The organism is Streptomyces sp. E2N166 (assembly GCF_003671715.1).
GTDB lineage: Bacteria > Actinomycetota > Actinomycetes > Streptomycetales > Streptomycetaceae > Streptomyces > Streptomyces thinghirensis.
In genome coordinates this window covers 688754-705411 of sequence record NZ_RAIF01000032.1, presented here as the reverse complement: position 1 = coordinate 705411, position 16658 = coordinate 688754, and the positions used below count along the sequence as shown (strand labels likewise).

6 protein-coding genes are annotated in these 16658 nt (G+C 71.1%); all 6 read right to left on the bottom strand.

Annotated features, from left to right (window positions below; genetic code table 11):
- The coding region (locus tag EBH09_RS38030; protein WP_193776613.1) for a polyketide synthase at positions 1-1428 on the bottom strand (1428 nt) is incomplete at its 3' end.
- A gap of 93 nt (positions 1429-1521) precedes the next feature.
- Positions 1522-2625 (bottom strand): SIS domain-containing protein, encoded by a 1104-nt coding sequence (locus tag EBH09_RS30280; RefSeq protein WP_153182724.1) that lies wholly within the window; start codon positions 2623-2625, stop codon positions 1522-1524.
- A gap of 55 nt (positions 2626-2680) precedes the next feature.
- Entirely contained in the window at positions 2681-3502 is an 822-nt protein-coding gene (locus tag EBH09_RS30275; RefSeq protein ID WP_238697482.1) for an SDR family oxidoreductase, read from the bottom strand.
- Between the two features lie 177 nt (positions 3503-3679).
- The gene (locus tag EBH09_RS30270; protein ID WP_121750075.1) at positions 3680-5359 is read right to left on the bottom strand and encodes a cytochrome P450; all 1680 of its coding nucleotides are present in this window, start codon (positions 5357-5359) and stop codon (positions 3680-3682) included.
- Entirely contained in the window at positions 5356-14382 is a 9027-nt protein-coding gene (locus EBH09_RS30265; RefSeq protein WP_121750074.1) for a non-ribosomal peptide synthetase, read from the bottom strand. The genes EBH09_RS30270 and EBH09_RS30265 overlap by 4 nt, the downstream gene beginning before the upstream one ends.
- A gap of 15 nt (positions 14383-14397) precedes the next feature.
- Positions 14398-16658, bottom strand: a 2261-nt coding sequence (locus tag EBH09_RS39395; protein WP_238697481.1) for a type I polyketide synthase, incomplete at its 5' end; no start/stop codon positions are given.

Genomic DNA, 16658 nt, shown 5'->3' with positions numbered 1-16658 from the left:
GCCTTCGAGGTGGGCGGCCAGGTTCTGGGCGGCCGTGGCCAGTGCGGTCGCGGTACGGGCGGACACCACCAGCAGTTGCCGGGCGCGGCGCGCGTCGCCGGGGGCGGGGGCGGGCGGGGCCTCCTCGAGGATCGCGTGGGCGTTGGTGCCGCCGATGCCGAAGGAGCTGACGCCGGCTCGCAACGGGCCCTGACCGGTCCAGGGGGTGGTGTCGGTGCTCACCTTGAAGGGGCCTGCGGCGAAGTCGATGGCCGGGTTGGGGGTGGTGTGGTTGACGGTCGGCACCAGCGTCCGGTGCTTCATCATCAGCACCGTCTTGAGCACGCCCGCGACACCGGCCGCGGCGTCCAGGTGGCCGATGTTGGACTTCACCGAGCCGATGGCGCAGAAGCCGGTGTCGGCGGTGGACTCCCGGAACGCCCGGGTCAGCGCCGAGACCTCGACCGGGTCGCCGAGGCGGGTGGCGGTGCCGTGGGCCTCGACGTATCCGATGGTCCGGGGGTCGACGCCGGAGACGGTGTGCGCCTCCCGGATGACGGCGGTCTGGCCGACGGCGCCGGGCGCGGCGAAGCTCACCTTGCCGGAGCCGTCGTTGTTGGTCGCCGTGCCCTTGATGACGGCGTGGATGGTGTCCCGGTCCGCGATGGCGTCCCGCAGGAGCTTGAGGACCAGGACACCGACGCCGTTGCCGAGGACGGTGCCGCTGGCGTCCGCGTCGAAGGTGCGCACGTGCCCGTCCCGGGACAGGATCGCGCCCTCTTCGTACAGGTACCCCTTGGCCTGCGGCAGTTTCACGGTGACACCGCCGGCCAGCGCCATGTCGCACTCGCCGTTGACCAGGCCCTGGCAGGCCAGGTGGAGGGCGACGAGGGAGGTGGAACAGGCGGTCTGGACGGCGTAGCTGGGGCCCTTGAGGTCGAGCTTGTACGACAGCCGGGTGGCCAGGAAGTCCTTGTCGTTGCCGACCATCACCGCGAAGTGCCGGGAGGTGGCCGTCTGGTCGACGTGGGGCAGGACCTGCTGCTGGAGGTAGGTGTTGATGGCCGCGCCGGCGTAGACGCTGATCAGCCCGTCGTAGCGGGCGGGGTCGTAGCCGGCGTGCTCCAGGGCGGTGTGGCCGGCCGTCAGCAGGATGCGGTGCTGCGGGTCGGTGATCGCGGCCTCGGCCGGGGTGAACTCGAAGTACCCGGTGTCGAACAGGTCGACGTCGGGGATGACCCCGTGGGCGGGGACGTACTCCGGGTCGTCCAGCAGCCGGGTGGGCACCCCCACCGCCGCCAGTTCCTCGCGGCTGAAGCGGGTGATGCCCTCTCGGCCCTCGCTCAGCAGGCGCCAGAAGGAGTCCAGGTCGTCGGCGCCGGGGAGACGCCCGGCCATGCCGATGATGGCGACGTCCGTCTCGGCAACCACCGGAACCGGGTTGTTCACTGACCCAACACTCCTTATTTCCTGCGCTCACTCGGGGAGGACACGGTGCTCCGGCTCGTGGCGGACTGCTCGTGGCGGGCTGCTCGTGGCGGACTAGTGGGCGGCCGCTTCCGCGAGGATGGTGTCGCCGTGGTACCAGGGGTTTCCGGCGGCCTCGGAGATGAGGTTGCGGGACTGCGTCTCGTGGGCGCGGCCGAGGGCCAGCGTGAGGTGCTGGACGAACTCCAGGGCGGTGAAGTACTTCCGCATGAAGGTGGGTTCGGCCATGGGTATCTCGATCACCTCGATGTTCGCGTTCTCCGGACGGTCGCTCGTGAGCAGGCCCGTCAGGTTCTTCCGCTTCGCCTGCGTGTACTCGTCGTCGTCCGCGTCGGCGAAGAGCAGCACGCTGTGCTTGCGCGTCGGGTCCGACAGGGTCGCCACCTCGCTGTGGCAGAACTCGTGGAAGTAGTTGCGGGTGGCCGGCACCATGGCGATCTCGTTGAGGTGCATCTTGGCCAGCTTGAGCAGGCTCTCGTGCCACACCGGCGAGGCGATCATGATGATGTTCGCGTCCCGGCTCCGCAGGGCCGCCGTGCGCGCCAGTTCCCGGTGGACGTCGGTGAAGTCGTGGGCCAGGTGCTCGGGAAGCGCCCGTACCTCGTCGCCGAAGTCCCGTGCGACCAGGCCCAGCCGGTGGAAGACGTCCAGCAGGATGGCGAAGTACTGCCCCACGTGGAAGAGGGGGTACTCGCGGTCGGGCTCGCTCAGCTCCCAGCGGAGGATGGACACGCCGGCCTCCCGGCCCAGCTCGGCCAGGCGCCCGCCGGAGGTGAGCAGGACCATCCGGTCGTGGGCGTGCGCGAGCGCGTGGAAGGCGCGGGCGGGCTCCAGGGAGTGGCCGCTGTAGGAGCTCAGGATGATCAGGGTCCGGTCGTCGTCGATGACGGAGGACGGCAGCAGGTACGCGTGGTCGTAGTCGTTGAAGACGTGGAACTCCACCTCGGTGCCCGTCGAGATGAAGAAGGCGCGCACGACGTCGGAGACGATCGCCGAGCACCCCATGCCGGTGAAGACCACACGCTTGAAGTGACCTTCGGCGATACGGGCGCGCAGGCTGTCGGACAGCTCGTCCAGCGAGTATTCGTCGGCCTTCGTGAAGCCCTTGCGATAGTTCTCGGTGAGAAATTCCTCGTACCGGTCCATTCGAGTACGCACGTACACAGCCTCTTCTCGGAAAATGGGAGTGGATGCCTTCTCGCTCACGCCAGAATCACCACATGAACTGTCCGCCGTCCACGATCAGCTTCTGACCGGTGACGTATGAGGATTTCTCCCCGATCAGGAATTCCAACGCGTCGGCCATCATGTCGACATCTCCGATGCGTCGCTGCGGGATTTCGTCGAGCAACTTGTCGCGGTACTGCGGTTCGTCCGTCCTGAACCGTGTGCGCATCTCCTCGGTGTCGATCATTCCGGGAATGAGCGAGTTGACGCGAATGGTCGGCGCGAGTTCCATCGCGAGGCATTTGGTGAAGTGCAGGAGCCCCGCCTTGCTGGCGCAGTAGTTCAGCCCGTCGAGCCGCGGGCGGATCCCCGTGGTGGCCGCGACGTTCACCACCGATCCGCCGCCCGCCTCGAGCATCCGCGGCGCGAGTGCCCGCGTGAGGTAGAACGGCGCGGACAGGTTGGCCGCGATCACCTGGTCCCAGTCGTCGAACGACATGTCGAGGAAGGGACGGTCGATGTTCCGTCCGGCGTTGTTGACCAGCACCTTCGGTGCTCCGTACGCCGCGAGCAGCTCCTGGGACACGGCGACCACCGCGTCGGGGTCGGCCAGGTCGGCCCGCAGGCTCCGGAAGGAGTCCCCGAACTCGCGCTCGGCCGCGGCGGCGGCCTCCTTGTCACCCCGGTAGAGCGCCACGACCCGGTACCCCAACGACACCAGGCGCCCACTCAGCGCGAGCCCGATACCCTTGGTACCGCCGGTCACCACCGCGAATTCCTTGTGCACCCTCATGTCTCCTGTACGCATCGACGGACTCACCGGATAAAGAAACTCATCTGGTCCTGCTACGACCCCGGCAAGAATCAAGCGCGGGATGTTTCCAGGGGTAGGAATACCGGCCGGGCATCAGCAGGCCGGCGGAGTCCGCAGGAAATGGGGCGCCCCATTTCAGAGATCCCGCTCAGCCTAGCCCGACTGCATTCGCTCCAGCAAGACTTTTCTCAGGGGCGGCACATCATCCGGAAATGAATGCCGCCCGTACGGTCAGGTTCGCGGCGTCAGCCTGCAGCGGACCTGACCGGTGGGCCGCAGGGTGATTCCGGTGTTCAGCGGAATGTCGGTGTCGACGGCGGTGAACGAGTAGTTCTTGAGCAGCACGCTCAGCGTGAGGGTGGCGTTCAGCATCGCCAGGTGCTGGCCGATGCACGCCCTCGGCCCACCGCCGAACGGGAACCACGCGTAGCGCGGACGCGCCGCCTCCCGCTCCGGCAGGAACCTGTCCGGGTCGAAGGCTTCCGGGTCCTCCCAGATGTCGGGACGGCGCTGGACGACACCGGAGCTGACCACCACGTCGGCGCCGGCCGGAATGGTGTACGAGCCGACCCGCACGTCCTCGGTGGCGATGCGGCCCTGGGCCGGCGCGGCGGGGTACAGGCGGAGCGTCTCCTTGAGAACCCGCGTCAGGTAGGGAAGCTTCTCCAGGTCCTCGGCGACGGGCTCACGGCCGCTCAGGACGCTGTCGACCTCCTGGTGGGCGCGGGCCTGCACCTCGGGGTGGCGGGCGAGGAGATGCAGGGTGAGGCCCAGGGTGGTGGCGGTGGACTCGTGGCCGGTGACGAGGAAGACGAGTACCTGGTTCCGGGTCTCCTCCGCGCTGATCGGGCTTCCGTCGTCGTCCTGCGCCCGCGCCAGCAGGCTGAGCATGTCGTTCCTGCCGGTGGGGGCGGTCGACTCCTCGGCCCGGCGGGCCGAGATGATCTCGTCGCACACCTCGTACAGCTCGCGGTGCGCCTTGGCGGCGCGCAGGTTGCCCGGTGTGGGCACCTTCCGGGACAGGTTCACCGGGGCGAAGGCCCGCTTGACCGCATAGGCGTTGATCAGCGGGAAGTTGCGCTGAACCGTGGGCACCATGGCGTCCACGTCGTTCTTCCGGCCGAAGAGGATGCGGGAGATCGTCCGCAGGGTGTGCCCCGTCATCTCCTCCGACACGTCGACGGTCGCGTTCGGTGCGGTCCGCCACCGCTCGACGAGGCTGCCGGTCTCCTGGGTGATCTCCGAGCCGTACTCGTTCACCTGGCGGGGCGTGAACAACGACTGGAGCATGCGGCGCTGGCGCAGGTACTCGTCCCCCATGCTGGTGAGCAGCCCGTTGCCGAAGGACTGCCGCAGCTCCCCGAGGAACCGGTTCTCCTTGGTGAACGTCTGCGCCGAGGACGCCAGCACCTGCTGAGCGCCGTCCGCCGAGAACACACCGTAGAACTCCGCCCGCATTCCCGGCGGGCCCACGCTGAACCGCACCACGTCACCGTGGTCGCGCAGCGCCTTGAGGTAGGTGCCCAGCGTGTCCTTCTGGAGGTCCATCAGCGACCCGAACAGCGGGTGCCCCGCCATGGTGGGGGGCGCCGAAACCATGGGAGTGCTCGCGGTCATGATGCTGTCTCTCCTTTTGCTGCTTGCGTGCCGGGCCGCTTCCTGCGGGCCGGGCGCGTCGGGTGATGCGGGTGCCGGCCGGGGCCCTTGGTGCTCGACCGGGCACGGGCCCACCGACAGCGGATCCGTCCCGGCCGTCGCGGTGAACTCCAGGCAGTCCGGCCGCCCCGCCGGTCCGAAGGCCACGGTCCAGCCGGCCGGGACGTCGACGGCGGACGGCCACAGCGAGTGCTGTCGCCGGTCGTTGACGAGGACGAGGTAGTCGGTGTCCGGTCGGTCGAAGGGATTGGTCATCGGGGCGTCCTCGGTGAGTCCGGCGTCGCCGCCGCGGCGGCGCGCAGCTGGGCCACGTCCGACTCCGGGGAGGCCACGACCTCCGCCAGCAACCGCTCATAGGTGCGGGCCATGCCCTCGACGGTGCGCGGGGAGAACAGGTCGGTACTGAACTCCAGGTAGCCCCGCAGCCCCGAGGCCGTTTCCTCCGCGACGAGGTTGAGGTCGTACTTCGTGGTCGTCGTCACGGGACGGATGGGCAGCACCTCCAGGTCGGTTCCGTCACCGCCGGCTCCGGGGGCGGCGGCGGGAAGCAGGTTGAACATCACCTGGAACAGCGGGGAGCAGCCCGGCTCGGGAGTGGGCGCCAGGGCTCGGACGAGGTCGGGGAACGGCAGGTCCTTGTGTTCGTGCGCCTCGGTGGTGACGCGCCGGGCCTGCGCCAGGACGTCGGGGAAGGACCGGTCCGCGGGCACGTCGAGACGGAGCGCCACCAGATTGACGAAGTAGCCGACCACGCGTTCGAGTTCGCTCCGCGGCCGGTTCGACACCGCCGTTCCGACGGCCAGTTCGCTGCCGTCCGTGTGGCCGCCCAGCAGAACGGCGAAGGCCGACAGCAGGGTCATGTAGAGCGTGACTCCCTGCTCCTGGCTCAGCTTGCGCAGGCGTTCGAGCAGTTCGGCGGGGATGTGGAGATCCACCGACGAGCCCTGGTAGGTCTTGACCGGGCAGCGCTCGTAGTCGGTGCGCAGCGGCAGACAGGCGGGCAGCCCGGCCAGTTGCCGCCGCCAGTAGCTCTCCTGGCGGGCGAGCTCGGCGGCGTCGGTCGTGCGGGCCTGCCAGCGGGCGAACCCGGCATACGACAGCGGGAGTTCGGGCAGCTGCGGGGTCTGCCCCCGGCTGAACGCGCGGTACAGCTGGAGCAGCTCCGCCAGCACGACGTTCACGGACCAGCCGTCGAAGACGCCCCAGGGCCGGGTCAGCACCCCGATGTGCTGATCGTCGGACACGGTGAGCAGGTGTGCGCGGATCACGTACGGGTCCTCCGGCGCGAAGGGGCGGAGCCGTTCGGCACGCAGCCACTGCGTGACCGCGTCCTCGTCGACGGCCGCCGGCCGCATGGCGAAGCCGCCGGCGGGATGGATTCTCTGGGTCACGGTGCCGTCGCGCCGGACATAGCTGGTGCGCAGGACCGCGTGCCGTTCCACCAGTCCCGCCACGGCGCGCGCGTAGGCTCCGCGATCCAGGGAGCCGTTGATCCGGAACGCGAGTTGGACGTTGTCGTGCGCCGTCCCCAGGTGTGCCGGCCGGTCGAGGAACCACAGATCGCGCTGCTGGAGCGTGATGGGCGCCGGTTCCGGCTCACCGGACTCCTCGGCCTCTGCGCGGCCCGCCGGGACCGGCGGTCCGCTCTCCCGCTCCGCCGGCTGCTCCAGGACGGCGGCCATCTCCTCGACGGTGGCCCCGCTGAAGATCAGCTGGAGCGGTAGCTCGGCGCCGGTCTCCTTCTTGATCCGCAGGGTGAGCCGGGTCGCGAGCAAGGAGTGTCCGCCGAGGTCGAAGAAGTTGTCCTGGAGTCCGACCTGGGTGAGACCGAGGACGTCGGCGACGATCCCGCACAGCGCGCGCTGTGCCTCGGTCCGCGGGGCGACGTACTGCTCCTTGGTCACGTCGGCCTCGTCCGGGGCCGGCAGGGCCCGCTTGTCGACCTTCCCGTTCGGGGTGACCGGCAGTTCGTCGAGGACCACGAACACGCCGGGCACCATGTAGTGCGGAAGCTGTGCGGAGAGGTGTTCCTTGAGGGCGCGGGCCAGCGACGGCCCCCTGCTAGCCAGTTGCGGATGGTTGGTGGCGGCGGCTGCCCGGTAGGGGTGACGGGCCCGTACGCGGGGCAGTTCGTCCCGGCCGAGCACCAGGTCGAGGCCGTCGAGCCGGTCCTGCGACCAGGTGGCCGCCACGTGGAAGCCGAGTTCCTCGGCGTGCCGCAGGACGGCTTCCAGCTCCCTGACCTCGTCCGCCGTCCGCGAGCGGGGCTCGGGCGGCTCGGCCGCTCGGGGACGCGGCCCGTCCCCCAGCTCCGCGACGAGGCGCACGGCGGCGGTGACACGGGGGTTCGTCAGCCCGCTCACCCCGAACCGGTCGGGGACCTCGCCGTCCAGGAGGGCGCGCAGCTCCGCCGGGGAGGCGGCCTCCGACCACGGCAGGGAGGCCGTCGGCGCGACCGGCTTGCGCAGGATCACGTCGTAGCGGTAGGCGAGTGCCTCACTGCCTTCCCCGCCCCGCCCGACGACGAGGTCGACCGCACCCAGCTCGGGAAGACGCTCCGGCAGCCGCGCGAAGTACGTCGGGCTGACCAGCAGTTCCGGCTCCTGACGCCGGCCGCGCCGCACCTGGGCGGCCAGCTCGTCGACGGTGGTGCCGGGCTCCGTGCGGTCCCGCTCGGCAGCGCAGAGCTGGGCGGTGAACAGGTCCAGGTTGCGGACGCCGCCGACGAGGATGCTGCCGCCGTCCGCCAGGCGCGGGACCAGGAGGGCGAGTACCTCCTCCAGGTAGCCCTCGTTCGGGAAGTGCCGCACCACCGAGTTGAGCACGATCGTGTCGAACTTCTCGCCAGGCAGCTCCGGCAGGGACAGGGCGTCTCCCTGGGCCAGGGTGACGTGCGACCAGCCCCGGCCGGTCACGCCGCGGCGGGCCGCGTCGAGAGCCGTGGCCGACGGGTCGAGCGCGTGCACCGAAGCGCAGTCCCCGGCGTACCGCAGGAGCAGTTCTCCCGCGCCGCAGCCGATCTCCAGCACCCGCTTCGGACGCATGCGCTCCAGTTGCCGTGCCGTGGCCTCGACGGGTTCCGGGTCGGCGGACGCGGTGCCGAGCGCGTACCGGTCGTCGCGGTCCCGCCGCCACTGTTCGAGATGGGCGGCGTTCTCCTCCGGGACGGCGGTGTGCAGCCACCGGGGAGTCGGGCTCACGTAGGCGGCGAGCGTGCGGGTGGCGCCGCTCCCCTGCGGCACGACCACGGCACGGTGCACCGAGGGGTGCGTGAGCAGCACGTTGGAGACCTCGCCGGGTTCCACGCGGAAGCCGCGCACCTTGACCTGGTCGTCGACGCGGCCGAGGTAGTCGAGCGTGCCCTCCGCACGCCATCGCACCAGGTCACCGGTGCGGTACATGCGGGTTCCGGGGTCGAAGGGATTGGCCACGAACCGCTCGGCGGTCAGGTCCGGCCGGTTCAGATAGCCGCAGGCCGTGCCGTCGCCGGAGGCGTACAGCTCACCCGGCACTCCGAGCGGCACCTGTCGCAGCGCCTCGTCCAGCACGTACACCCGGGTGTTCCACACCGGAGGGCCGATGGGCACGGCCGTCGCTCCGGGTTCGGCCCGGTAGCGGCAGGCGGTGATGGGACCGCCCTCGGTGGGCCCGTACAGGTTGTGCAGTTCGGTGTCCGGCAGCACGCGTGCGAACCGTTCGGCCAGCTCGACCGGGAGCGCCTCGCCCGCGGTCTCGACGCGGCGCAGGCCGGTGCAGAGTTCCGCGGTCGGTTCCGACAGGAACTCGGCCAGCATGGACGGGACGAAGTGGAGGTCGGTGACCCGCTCCTCGCGGATCAGCCGGGCGAGGTACGCCGGGTCCTTCTGTCCGTCGGGACGGGCGATCACCACGGCCGCGCCGACCTGGAGCGGCCAGAACAGCTCGGGCACCGAGACGTCGAAGCCCACCGACGTCTTCAGCAGCATCCGGTCCTCGCCGCTCATGCCGTAGTGACTCTGCTTCCACGCGGTCCAGTTCAGGCCCGCGCGATGGGGGATCACCACACCCTTCGGCCTGCCGGTGGAACCCGAGGTGTAGAGCACGTACGCGGCGTCGTCCCTGCCCACCCGGGTACGGGGGTTGTCGTCGCGGCCGCCGGTGGTGTCCGGCAGCTCCTCCAGGACGAGCAGCGGCACGCTGTCGGCGAGCACCTGCTCGACGCGCTCGTCGGGGACGTCGGTCTCCATGGGGAGGTACGCCGCCCCGGTCTTCACCACGGCGTGGACGGCGACCACCAGGTCGAACGAGCGCGGCATCCGGATCGCGATCCGCTGTCCGGGCCCGGCGCCCCGCTCGATCAGCCAGTGCGCGAGCCGGTTGGCACGGGCGTTCAGTTCCGCGTACGACAGCGTGCGGCCCTCGAAGACCAGCGCGGTGCGGTCCGGAGTACGGGCGACCTGCGCCTCGAACGCGGCGGGCAGCGTCTCGTGCGAGAGCGGTGTCGCGGTGTCGTTCCACTCGGCCAGGCGCTGCCGGTCGCCCGCCGGCAGGACGTTGACGTCCAGCGCGGCGGTCCCGGCCCCGTCGTCCGTGGCGAGGGCGTCGAGCAGGCCCGCCAGCGCGGTTTCGAGACAGTCGGCGACCGCCTCGCAGGTGACCGTCTCCTCGACCTGGACGTCGAGCGACAGCTCGGTGCCGAAGTCGTCGAGCGACACCGTCACGGGGTAGTTGATGGCGTCCACGGCCGCGAGGAAGCGCACCCCGTGGTCGTCGATGCGTGGCAGCGCCTCATCGTGCCCCGCCTCGAAGTGGCGGAAGTTGACCACGGCGCTGAACAGCGGGGCGTCGCCGTCCAGGCCGCTGCACCGCTGGACCAGGCTCAGGGGGCTCTGCTCCCGCGCGATCAGCTCCCGCAGTCCGGTGTCGACGTCAGCGACCAGTTCCCGCACGGTCCGGCCGGCGAGCCGGGTGCGCAGGGGCAGCGTGTTGATGAAGTTGCCGAGCATGCGCTCCACCCCGGGCACACCTTGGAGGCGCCCGGACATCACGGCGCCGAACACCACGTCGTCGCGTCCGCTGGTGGCGGCGACGAAGCAGGCCCACGCCGCGTGGAAGAGACAGGCCGGGCTCAGTTGCAGACGCTGCGCCTGGGCGCGCAGGTCGTGTGCGAGGGGCTCGGGCAGCGCTCGGCGCAGCCGGCCGACCCGTCGGCCGTTGCCGTGCACGTCGGTGAGGCCGAACGGCGCCGTGGGTTCCGTCACGTCCTCGAGGGCTGCCCGGAAGTGGGCCACCGTGTCGTCGGCGGTGTGCCTGGCCAGGGTGTGGGAGACGAAGTCGCGGTAGGGCGCCGGGGTGGCCAGCAGGTCGACGCGGCCCGCCAGGTGCGCGGCCAGCTCGTGCAGGATCAGTCGCAGGGAGGTGGCGTCCTCGATGAGGTGGTGGGCGGTCAGGAGCAGGTAGCGCCGCCGCGAGTGCGGTTCCTCGGCGACGACCAGGCGCAGCAGCGGCGCGCTGTGGAGGCTCATCCGCTCCTGGCGCGTGAGCAGTTCCCTCGCCTGCTCCTCGAAGTCCCGGCCGGCGTCGAGCCGGGTCCGCTCCACGGGGATCCGCGCGGCCCGGTGCACGACCTGGACCGGTTCGGGCAGACCCGCGGTGAGAACGGCGGTGCGCATCACGTCGTGGCGGTCGACGACGCTCTGCAAGGCGTCGATGAACCGGGCGCACGCCTGCTCGTCGTCGGCCCGGTAGAGGGTGGAGACGAGATACGGGTCGTTGTCCGGGTCCATCAGGTGGTGGAACAGGATGCCCTCCTGCGTGGGCAGCAGGGGGTAGACGTCCTGGATGGCGGCCGCACCGCCGGGCACGGCGGCCACGACGGTGTCGATCTGCTCCTGTGTCAGGTCGATCAGCGGAAGCAGGTCGGGGGTGAGTCGCTCGCAGCGCTCCGGGATCCGGTTGGCCGGTACGGTGTGCGCGGGCGCCGGCCCGGTCGCGTCGATGCGGGCCGCCAGATCGGCCAGCGTAGCGGCGGTGAAGACGTCCTGGACGGTGATGTGCAGACCGCTGTCCTTCAGCCGGGCCACCAGCACCGTGATCATCAGGGAGTGGCCGCCGAGGGCGAAGAAGTTGTCCTCGGCGCTGACCCGGCCGGCGTCGAAGCCGAGCAGTTCGGCGCAGACCTCGGCCAGCCGCCGTTCGGTGTCGGTGACGGGTGCGACGTAGGCGCGCTGGGCGAAGGCGTCGATGCCGGGGGCGGGCAGGGCACGGCGGTCGAGCTTGCCGTGCGCGGTCACCGGCAGGGTGGCGAGTTCGACGTACGCGCTCGGCACCATGTACTCGGGCAGCGCGCCCTCCAGGTGCCGGATCAGATCGGCGCGGTGGTCGGCGAGGGCGTGTCCGGGCGCGGGCACCACGTAGGCGACCAGGCGGGGGCTGCCGGGCTGGTCCTCACGGACCAGGACGGCCGAGGAGCGGACGGTGGGGTGCTCCGTGAGCCGGTGCTCGATCTCGCCCGGCTCGATGCGGAAGCCGCGCATCTTGACCTGGTCGTCGGCGCGGCCGAGGAACTCCAGGTCACCGTCGGGCAGTCGGCGCACCAGGTCGCCGGTGCGGTACATGCGGGCGTCGGGGGACGTGGCGAACGGGTTGGGTACGAACCGTTCGCGGGTCAGCTCCGGCTGGTGCAGGTAGCCGCGGGCCAGCCCCGCGCCGGCGATGTACAGCTCGCCGACGCAGCCGATGCCCTGCGGCGTCAGGGCCTCGTCGAGCACGTGCAGCTGAATGTTCTGGATCGGCCGGCCGATGGGGACGACGCGGGGGGTGCCGTCGGCGGGGACGGTCCAGTGGCTGACGTCGACGGCGGCCTCGGTGGGCCCGTACAGGTTGTGCAGCGGCGCGGTGTGCTGCTCGTAGTGGCGTGCGCACAGGTCCGGGGGCAGCGCCTCACCGCTGCAGAACACCTGCCGTACGGTCGTGCACCGCGCCCAGTCCGGCTCCTCGACGACGCTGCGCAGCATCGACGGCACGAAGTGCAGGGTGGTCACGCCGAACGCGCGGACGGCGGTGAGCAGGTAGGCCGGGTCGCGGTGACCGCCGGGGGCGGCGATCGCGAGACGGGCGCCGAAGAGCAGCGGCCAGAAGAACTCCCAGACGGACACGTCGAAGCTGTAGGGGGTCTTCTGCAGGACGACGTCGTCATCGGTGAGCCGGTACTCGTTCTGCATCCACTCGATGCGGTTAACCGCGGCCCGGTGCTCGATCATCACGCCCTTGGGGCGGCCGGTGGAGCCGGAGGTGTGGATCACGTACGCCAAGTTCCCCGCGTGAACGCCGGGTTCCTCCATGGGAACGTCCGCGTCCGGGACGTCGGGGACATCCGTGCCGGTCTGGTCGCGCAGGGTGCCGTCGGGGTGCAGGACGAGCAGGTGCTCCACGCCGTGCAGTGGTTCGGCGTCCAGGTGCGGCTGGGTGAGGACCACGGTGACGCCGGAGCTGTCGACGAGATCGGCGCGGCGGGCCGCCGGGTAGGACGGCTCGATCGGCATGTAGGCGCCGCCGGCCTTCAGGGCGCCCATGATGCCGGCGACCATTTCGGCGGAACGCTCGGCGTGCAGACCGACCAGGGTGTCCGGCCCGACGCCGTGCCGGCGCAGGCCGCGCGCGACGCGTTCGGCCCAGGCGTCGAGTTCGGCGTACGTCCATGAGCGGTCGGTGGTGACCAGGGCGGTGCGCTCGGGGTGCCGGGCCACCCGCTCCTCGAACAGTTCGTGCAGGCACCGGTCGTCGCTGAAGGGGCGCTCGGTGTCGTTGGACACCTCGACCACCTGGCGACGCTCCTCGGCGTCGATCATGGCGAGCCGGGACACGGGCAGCGCCGGATCGTCGGTGACGGCGGCGAGCAGCCGGGTGTAGTGGCCGATGAAGCGCCGGACGGTCTCGCGGTCGTACAGGTCGGGGTTGTACTCGACGGTACCGACCAGGCCGTCGGGGGACTCCCGCAGGTCGAGCGTCAGGTCGAACTTGGTGAAGCTCAGCTCGAAGTCGACCGGGGACACCTCGAGACCGCCGAGAGTGACGTCCCGTCGGGTCTGCGCCTCCTGGAGGACGAACATCGTCTGGAAGACGGGCGAGTGGGCGAGGCTGCGCTCGGTGTCCAGGGCCTCCACGACGGCCTCGAACGGGACGTCCTGGTGGTCGTAGGCCTCCAACGCGGTCTTCTTCACCCGGGCCAGCAGATCGCGGAAGTCCGGGTCGTCAGCCAGGTCCGCGCGCATCACCAGTGTGTTGGCGAAGAAGCCGACGAGATCCTCGACCTCGCGTCGCCCGCGGCCTGCGACGACCGTGCCGACGGCGATGTCCGTCTGGTGGGTGTAGCGGTTGAGGACGACGGTGTAGGCGGCCAGCAGGGTCATGTAGAGCGTGGCTTCGTGGCGCTTGGCGACGTCACGCAGGGCGTTCAGCAGTTCCGCCGGGCAGGTGAAGTTCTCCCTGGCACCCGTGTAGGTCTTCACACGCGGGCGTTCCCGGTCGGCGGGGAGTGTCAGCCGCGGGTCGACACCAGCCAGTTGACGCTTCCAGTAGTCCGTCTGGCGGCCGTGCAGTTCCCCGGCGAGCCGCTCACGCTGCCAGTGCGCGTAGTCCGCGTACTGCACGGGCAGCGGCTCCAGCGGGTCGGGGCGGCCCGCGCAGAACGCCTCGTACAGGGTGACCAGGTCGCGGAAGAACACGCCGACCGACCAGCCGTCGGACACGCTGTGGTGGGTGGTGACGAGCAGGTGGTGCTCCTGTTCCGACTGCCGCAGCAGCCGTACCCGGATCAGCGGCCCGCGCTCCAGGTCGAACGGGGCGGCTGCCTCCTCGCGGCACATCGCGGCGAGCCGCGCAGGGTCGTCCAGCTCCTCCTCGGCGACCGTGAAGTCGCCGCCGTCGCCGATGACCTGACGCGGTACGCCGCCGTCGTCGGCGAACCGGGTGCGCAGCACCTCGTGGCGCTGGACGACCGCCGCCAGGGCGCGCAGCAGCGCGGGGCGGTCGAGGCGGCCGCGCAGCCGCATCGCCATCGGGATGTTGTAGGCGGCACTGGTGCCGTCCAGCTGGGCGAGGAACCACAGCCGCTGCTGGGTGAAGGAGAGCGGCACCGGTGTGCCGTCGGTCCGGGGCAGCCGGGGGATGCTTTCGAGCGCGGACAGGTCGACGCCCTGCTTGCGCAGCAGCGCGATCAGGGCGCGCTGCCGCTTCTGTGGCAGGGAGCGGATCCTCCGGATGAGACCGAGGCCGGTGTCCTGACTGGTGGTGTCCATCGTCGTCCCTCTGCCTCAGCTCTCGATGTCCAGCGCGTCCAGCTCCTCGTCGTCCATGTGCTCGACACGGACGAGGCTCTCGAGGATCAGGTCCAGCTCGGGCGTGCTCGTGTCCCCGGCCACGAGGAGCCGTTCGCCCAGTTCCCGGGCCATGTCGGACAGGCGGGGGGCGGCGAAGACCGCTTCGACCGGAAGCTCGACGCCCGCCCGCTCCTTGAGGAGGTTGATCAGCCGGGTGGCCAGCAGCGAGTTGCCGCCGAGCGAGAGGAAGTCGGTCCGTGCGGTCAGCGTGGCCGCGTCGACCTGGAGGACGTCGGCCCAGGCCTGTGCCATGACCTGCTCGGCGTCGGTGACGGTGCCGGCGGGCGGCGCGAGTTCCGGCGCCCTCGTCTCCGGTGCGGCCGCCTGCGGGTCGCGTCCCACCCAGTAGCTGCCCGCCTCGAACGCGGTGGCGGGCAGGGGCACCATCCGGGACCGGCCGGTGTGCAGCGCGCTCCAGGGCACCCGGACCCCGCGCACCCACAGGGCGGCCAGTTCCTCCAACGCCCGGTCCTCGGCGAGCCCGGCGAGGAAGGCCGCGCTCCGGGCGCCGGACAGGACGGACGTCCAGGGTCCGGCGTCGTCGTCGGCGTTGCCCCGGTACACGGGTACGGTCGTGGGGGCGCCCGCCACGTGATCGGCGAGCGCACGGGCCAGTTCGGTCCGGTCGGCGGCGACCACGGCGAGCCGCTCGGCCAGCGGTTCGCGGCCCAGCTGTGTGGTGTACGCGATGTCCGCGAGGCTCACGGTGGAGTCGGTGCCGTCCTCGCCGGGCAGCTCCGCCAGGTGGTCGAGCAGGCGTGACACCGCCGTGTGCAGGCGTTCCTCGGTCCGGGCGGAGACGACGACGATCTGCGGCGCGGTGTCCGGCGTGACGGTCGGGGCCTCGGCGGTGGCCGGTGGTGCCTCCACGACCAGGCTGACATGGGAGCCGCCCGCCGCGACGCAGTTGATGAGGGCGCGGCGGGGCTCGGAGGGGCCGCCGGTGTCCGCGCCGCCGCCACGCGGCTCCCAGTCCGTCAGCCGGTCGCACAGTTCGAGCGGCGAACCGTCCAGGTCCAGACGGGGGTTCGCGGTGCCGGCCTCGACGAGCGGTGCTATCCGGCCGTGCTGGAGCTGGAGGACGACCTTGGTGAGCTGGGCGATGCCGGAGGCCGCCTCGGGGTGTCCGAGGTTCGACTTCACGGCGCCGACCGGCACCGGGGTGGTGACGCCGGAGAACACCTCGCGCAGGGCGCGCAGTTCGACCTCGTCGGAGAACGCGGTGCCGTTGGCGGCGGACTCGACGTAGCCGATGGAGCCGGGTTCGGCGCCGGCGCGTTCCAGCGCCCGGCGCATGGTCGCCACCTGGGTGCGGTGGCTGGGCGTCATGAAACCGTTTGAGCGGCCCGCGTGCAGGGAGGACGTGCTCTTGATGACCGCGAGGACGGTGTCGCCGTCGCGCAGCGCCGCGTCCAGCGGCTTGAGCAGTACGGCGCCGACGGCCTCGGCGGGCAGGTAGCCGTCGCCGTCGCGGAAGCTGCGCGCGCCCGGATGGGTGCCGAGCAGCTGCATCTCGGAGAGCGCGACGTACTTGTCCTCGTGCACGGTCAGGTTGACCCCACCGGCGACGGCCAGCTCGCACTCGCCGCGCAGCAGGTCGGCGCAGGCCAGGTGCACGGCCATGGCGGACGAGGTGCACATGCTGTCCACGGCCAGGCTCGGTCCTTCGAGGCCGAAGAAGTGCGAGACGCGGTTGGCGATGAGGTTGTAGGAGGCGGACGAGGTGAGCGCCGCGAGTACCGGTTCGCAGGCGTCCGCCCGGTACATCTGGTAGGCGGCGCCGACGTACACGCCGACGCTGCGGCCGTAGCGCCGTTCGATGACCTCCTGGGTGACGCCGCCCTGTTCGAGCAGGTGCCACACGGTCTCCAGGAACAGCCGCTGCTGCGGATCCATCGCCGCGGCCTCGCGGGGCGAGATGCCGAAGTGCAGCGGGTCGAACCGGTCCACGCCGTCGAGGAAGGCGCCGTATCGGGCACCTCCTTCGGTCTTCCAGCGGTCGGCGGGGACCTCGGTGACGCAGTCCCGGCCATCGCGCAGCACCGACCAGAACTCCTCCAGGTCGTCGGCGTGCGGGTAGCGGCCGTGGATGCCGATCACGGCGATGTCCTGGCCCGCGGCGGGCCGGACCGGGGCGGGCTGGACCGGGGCGGTGGCGGTGGCGGTGTTCGACCGGGCCGTCACGGGTGCGGCGG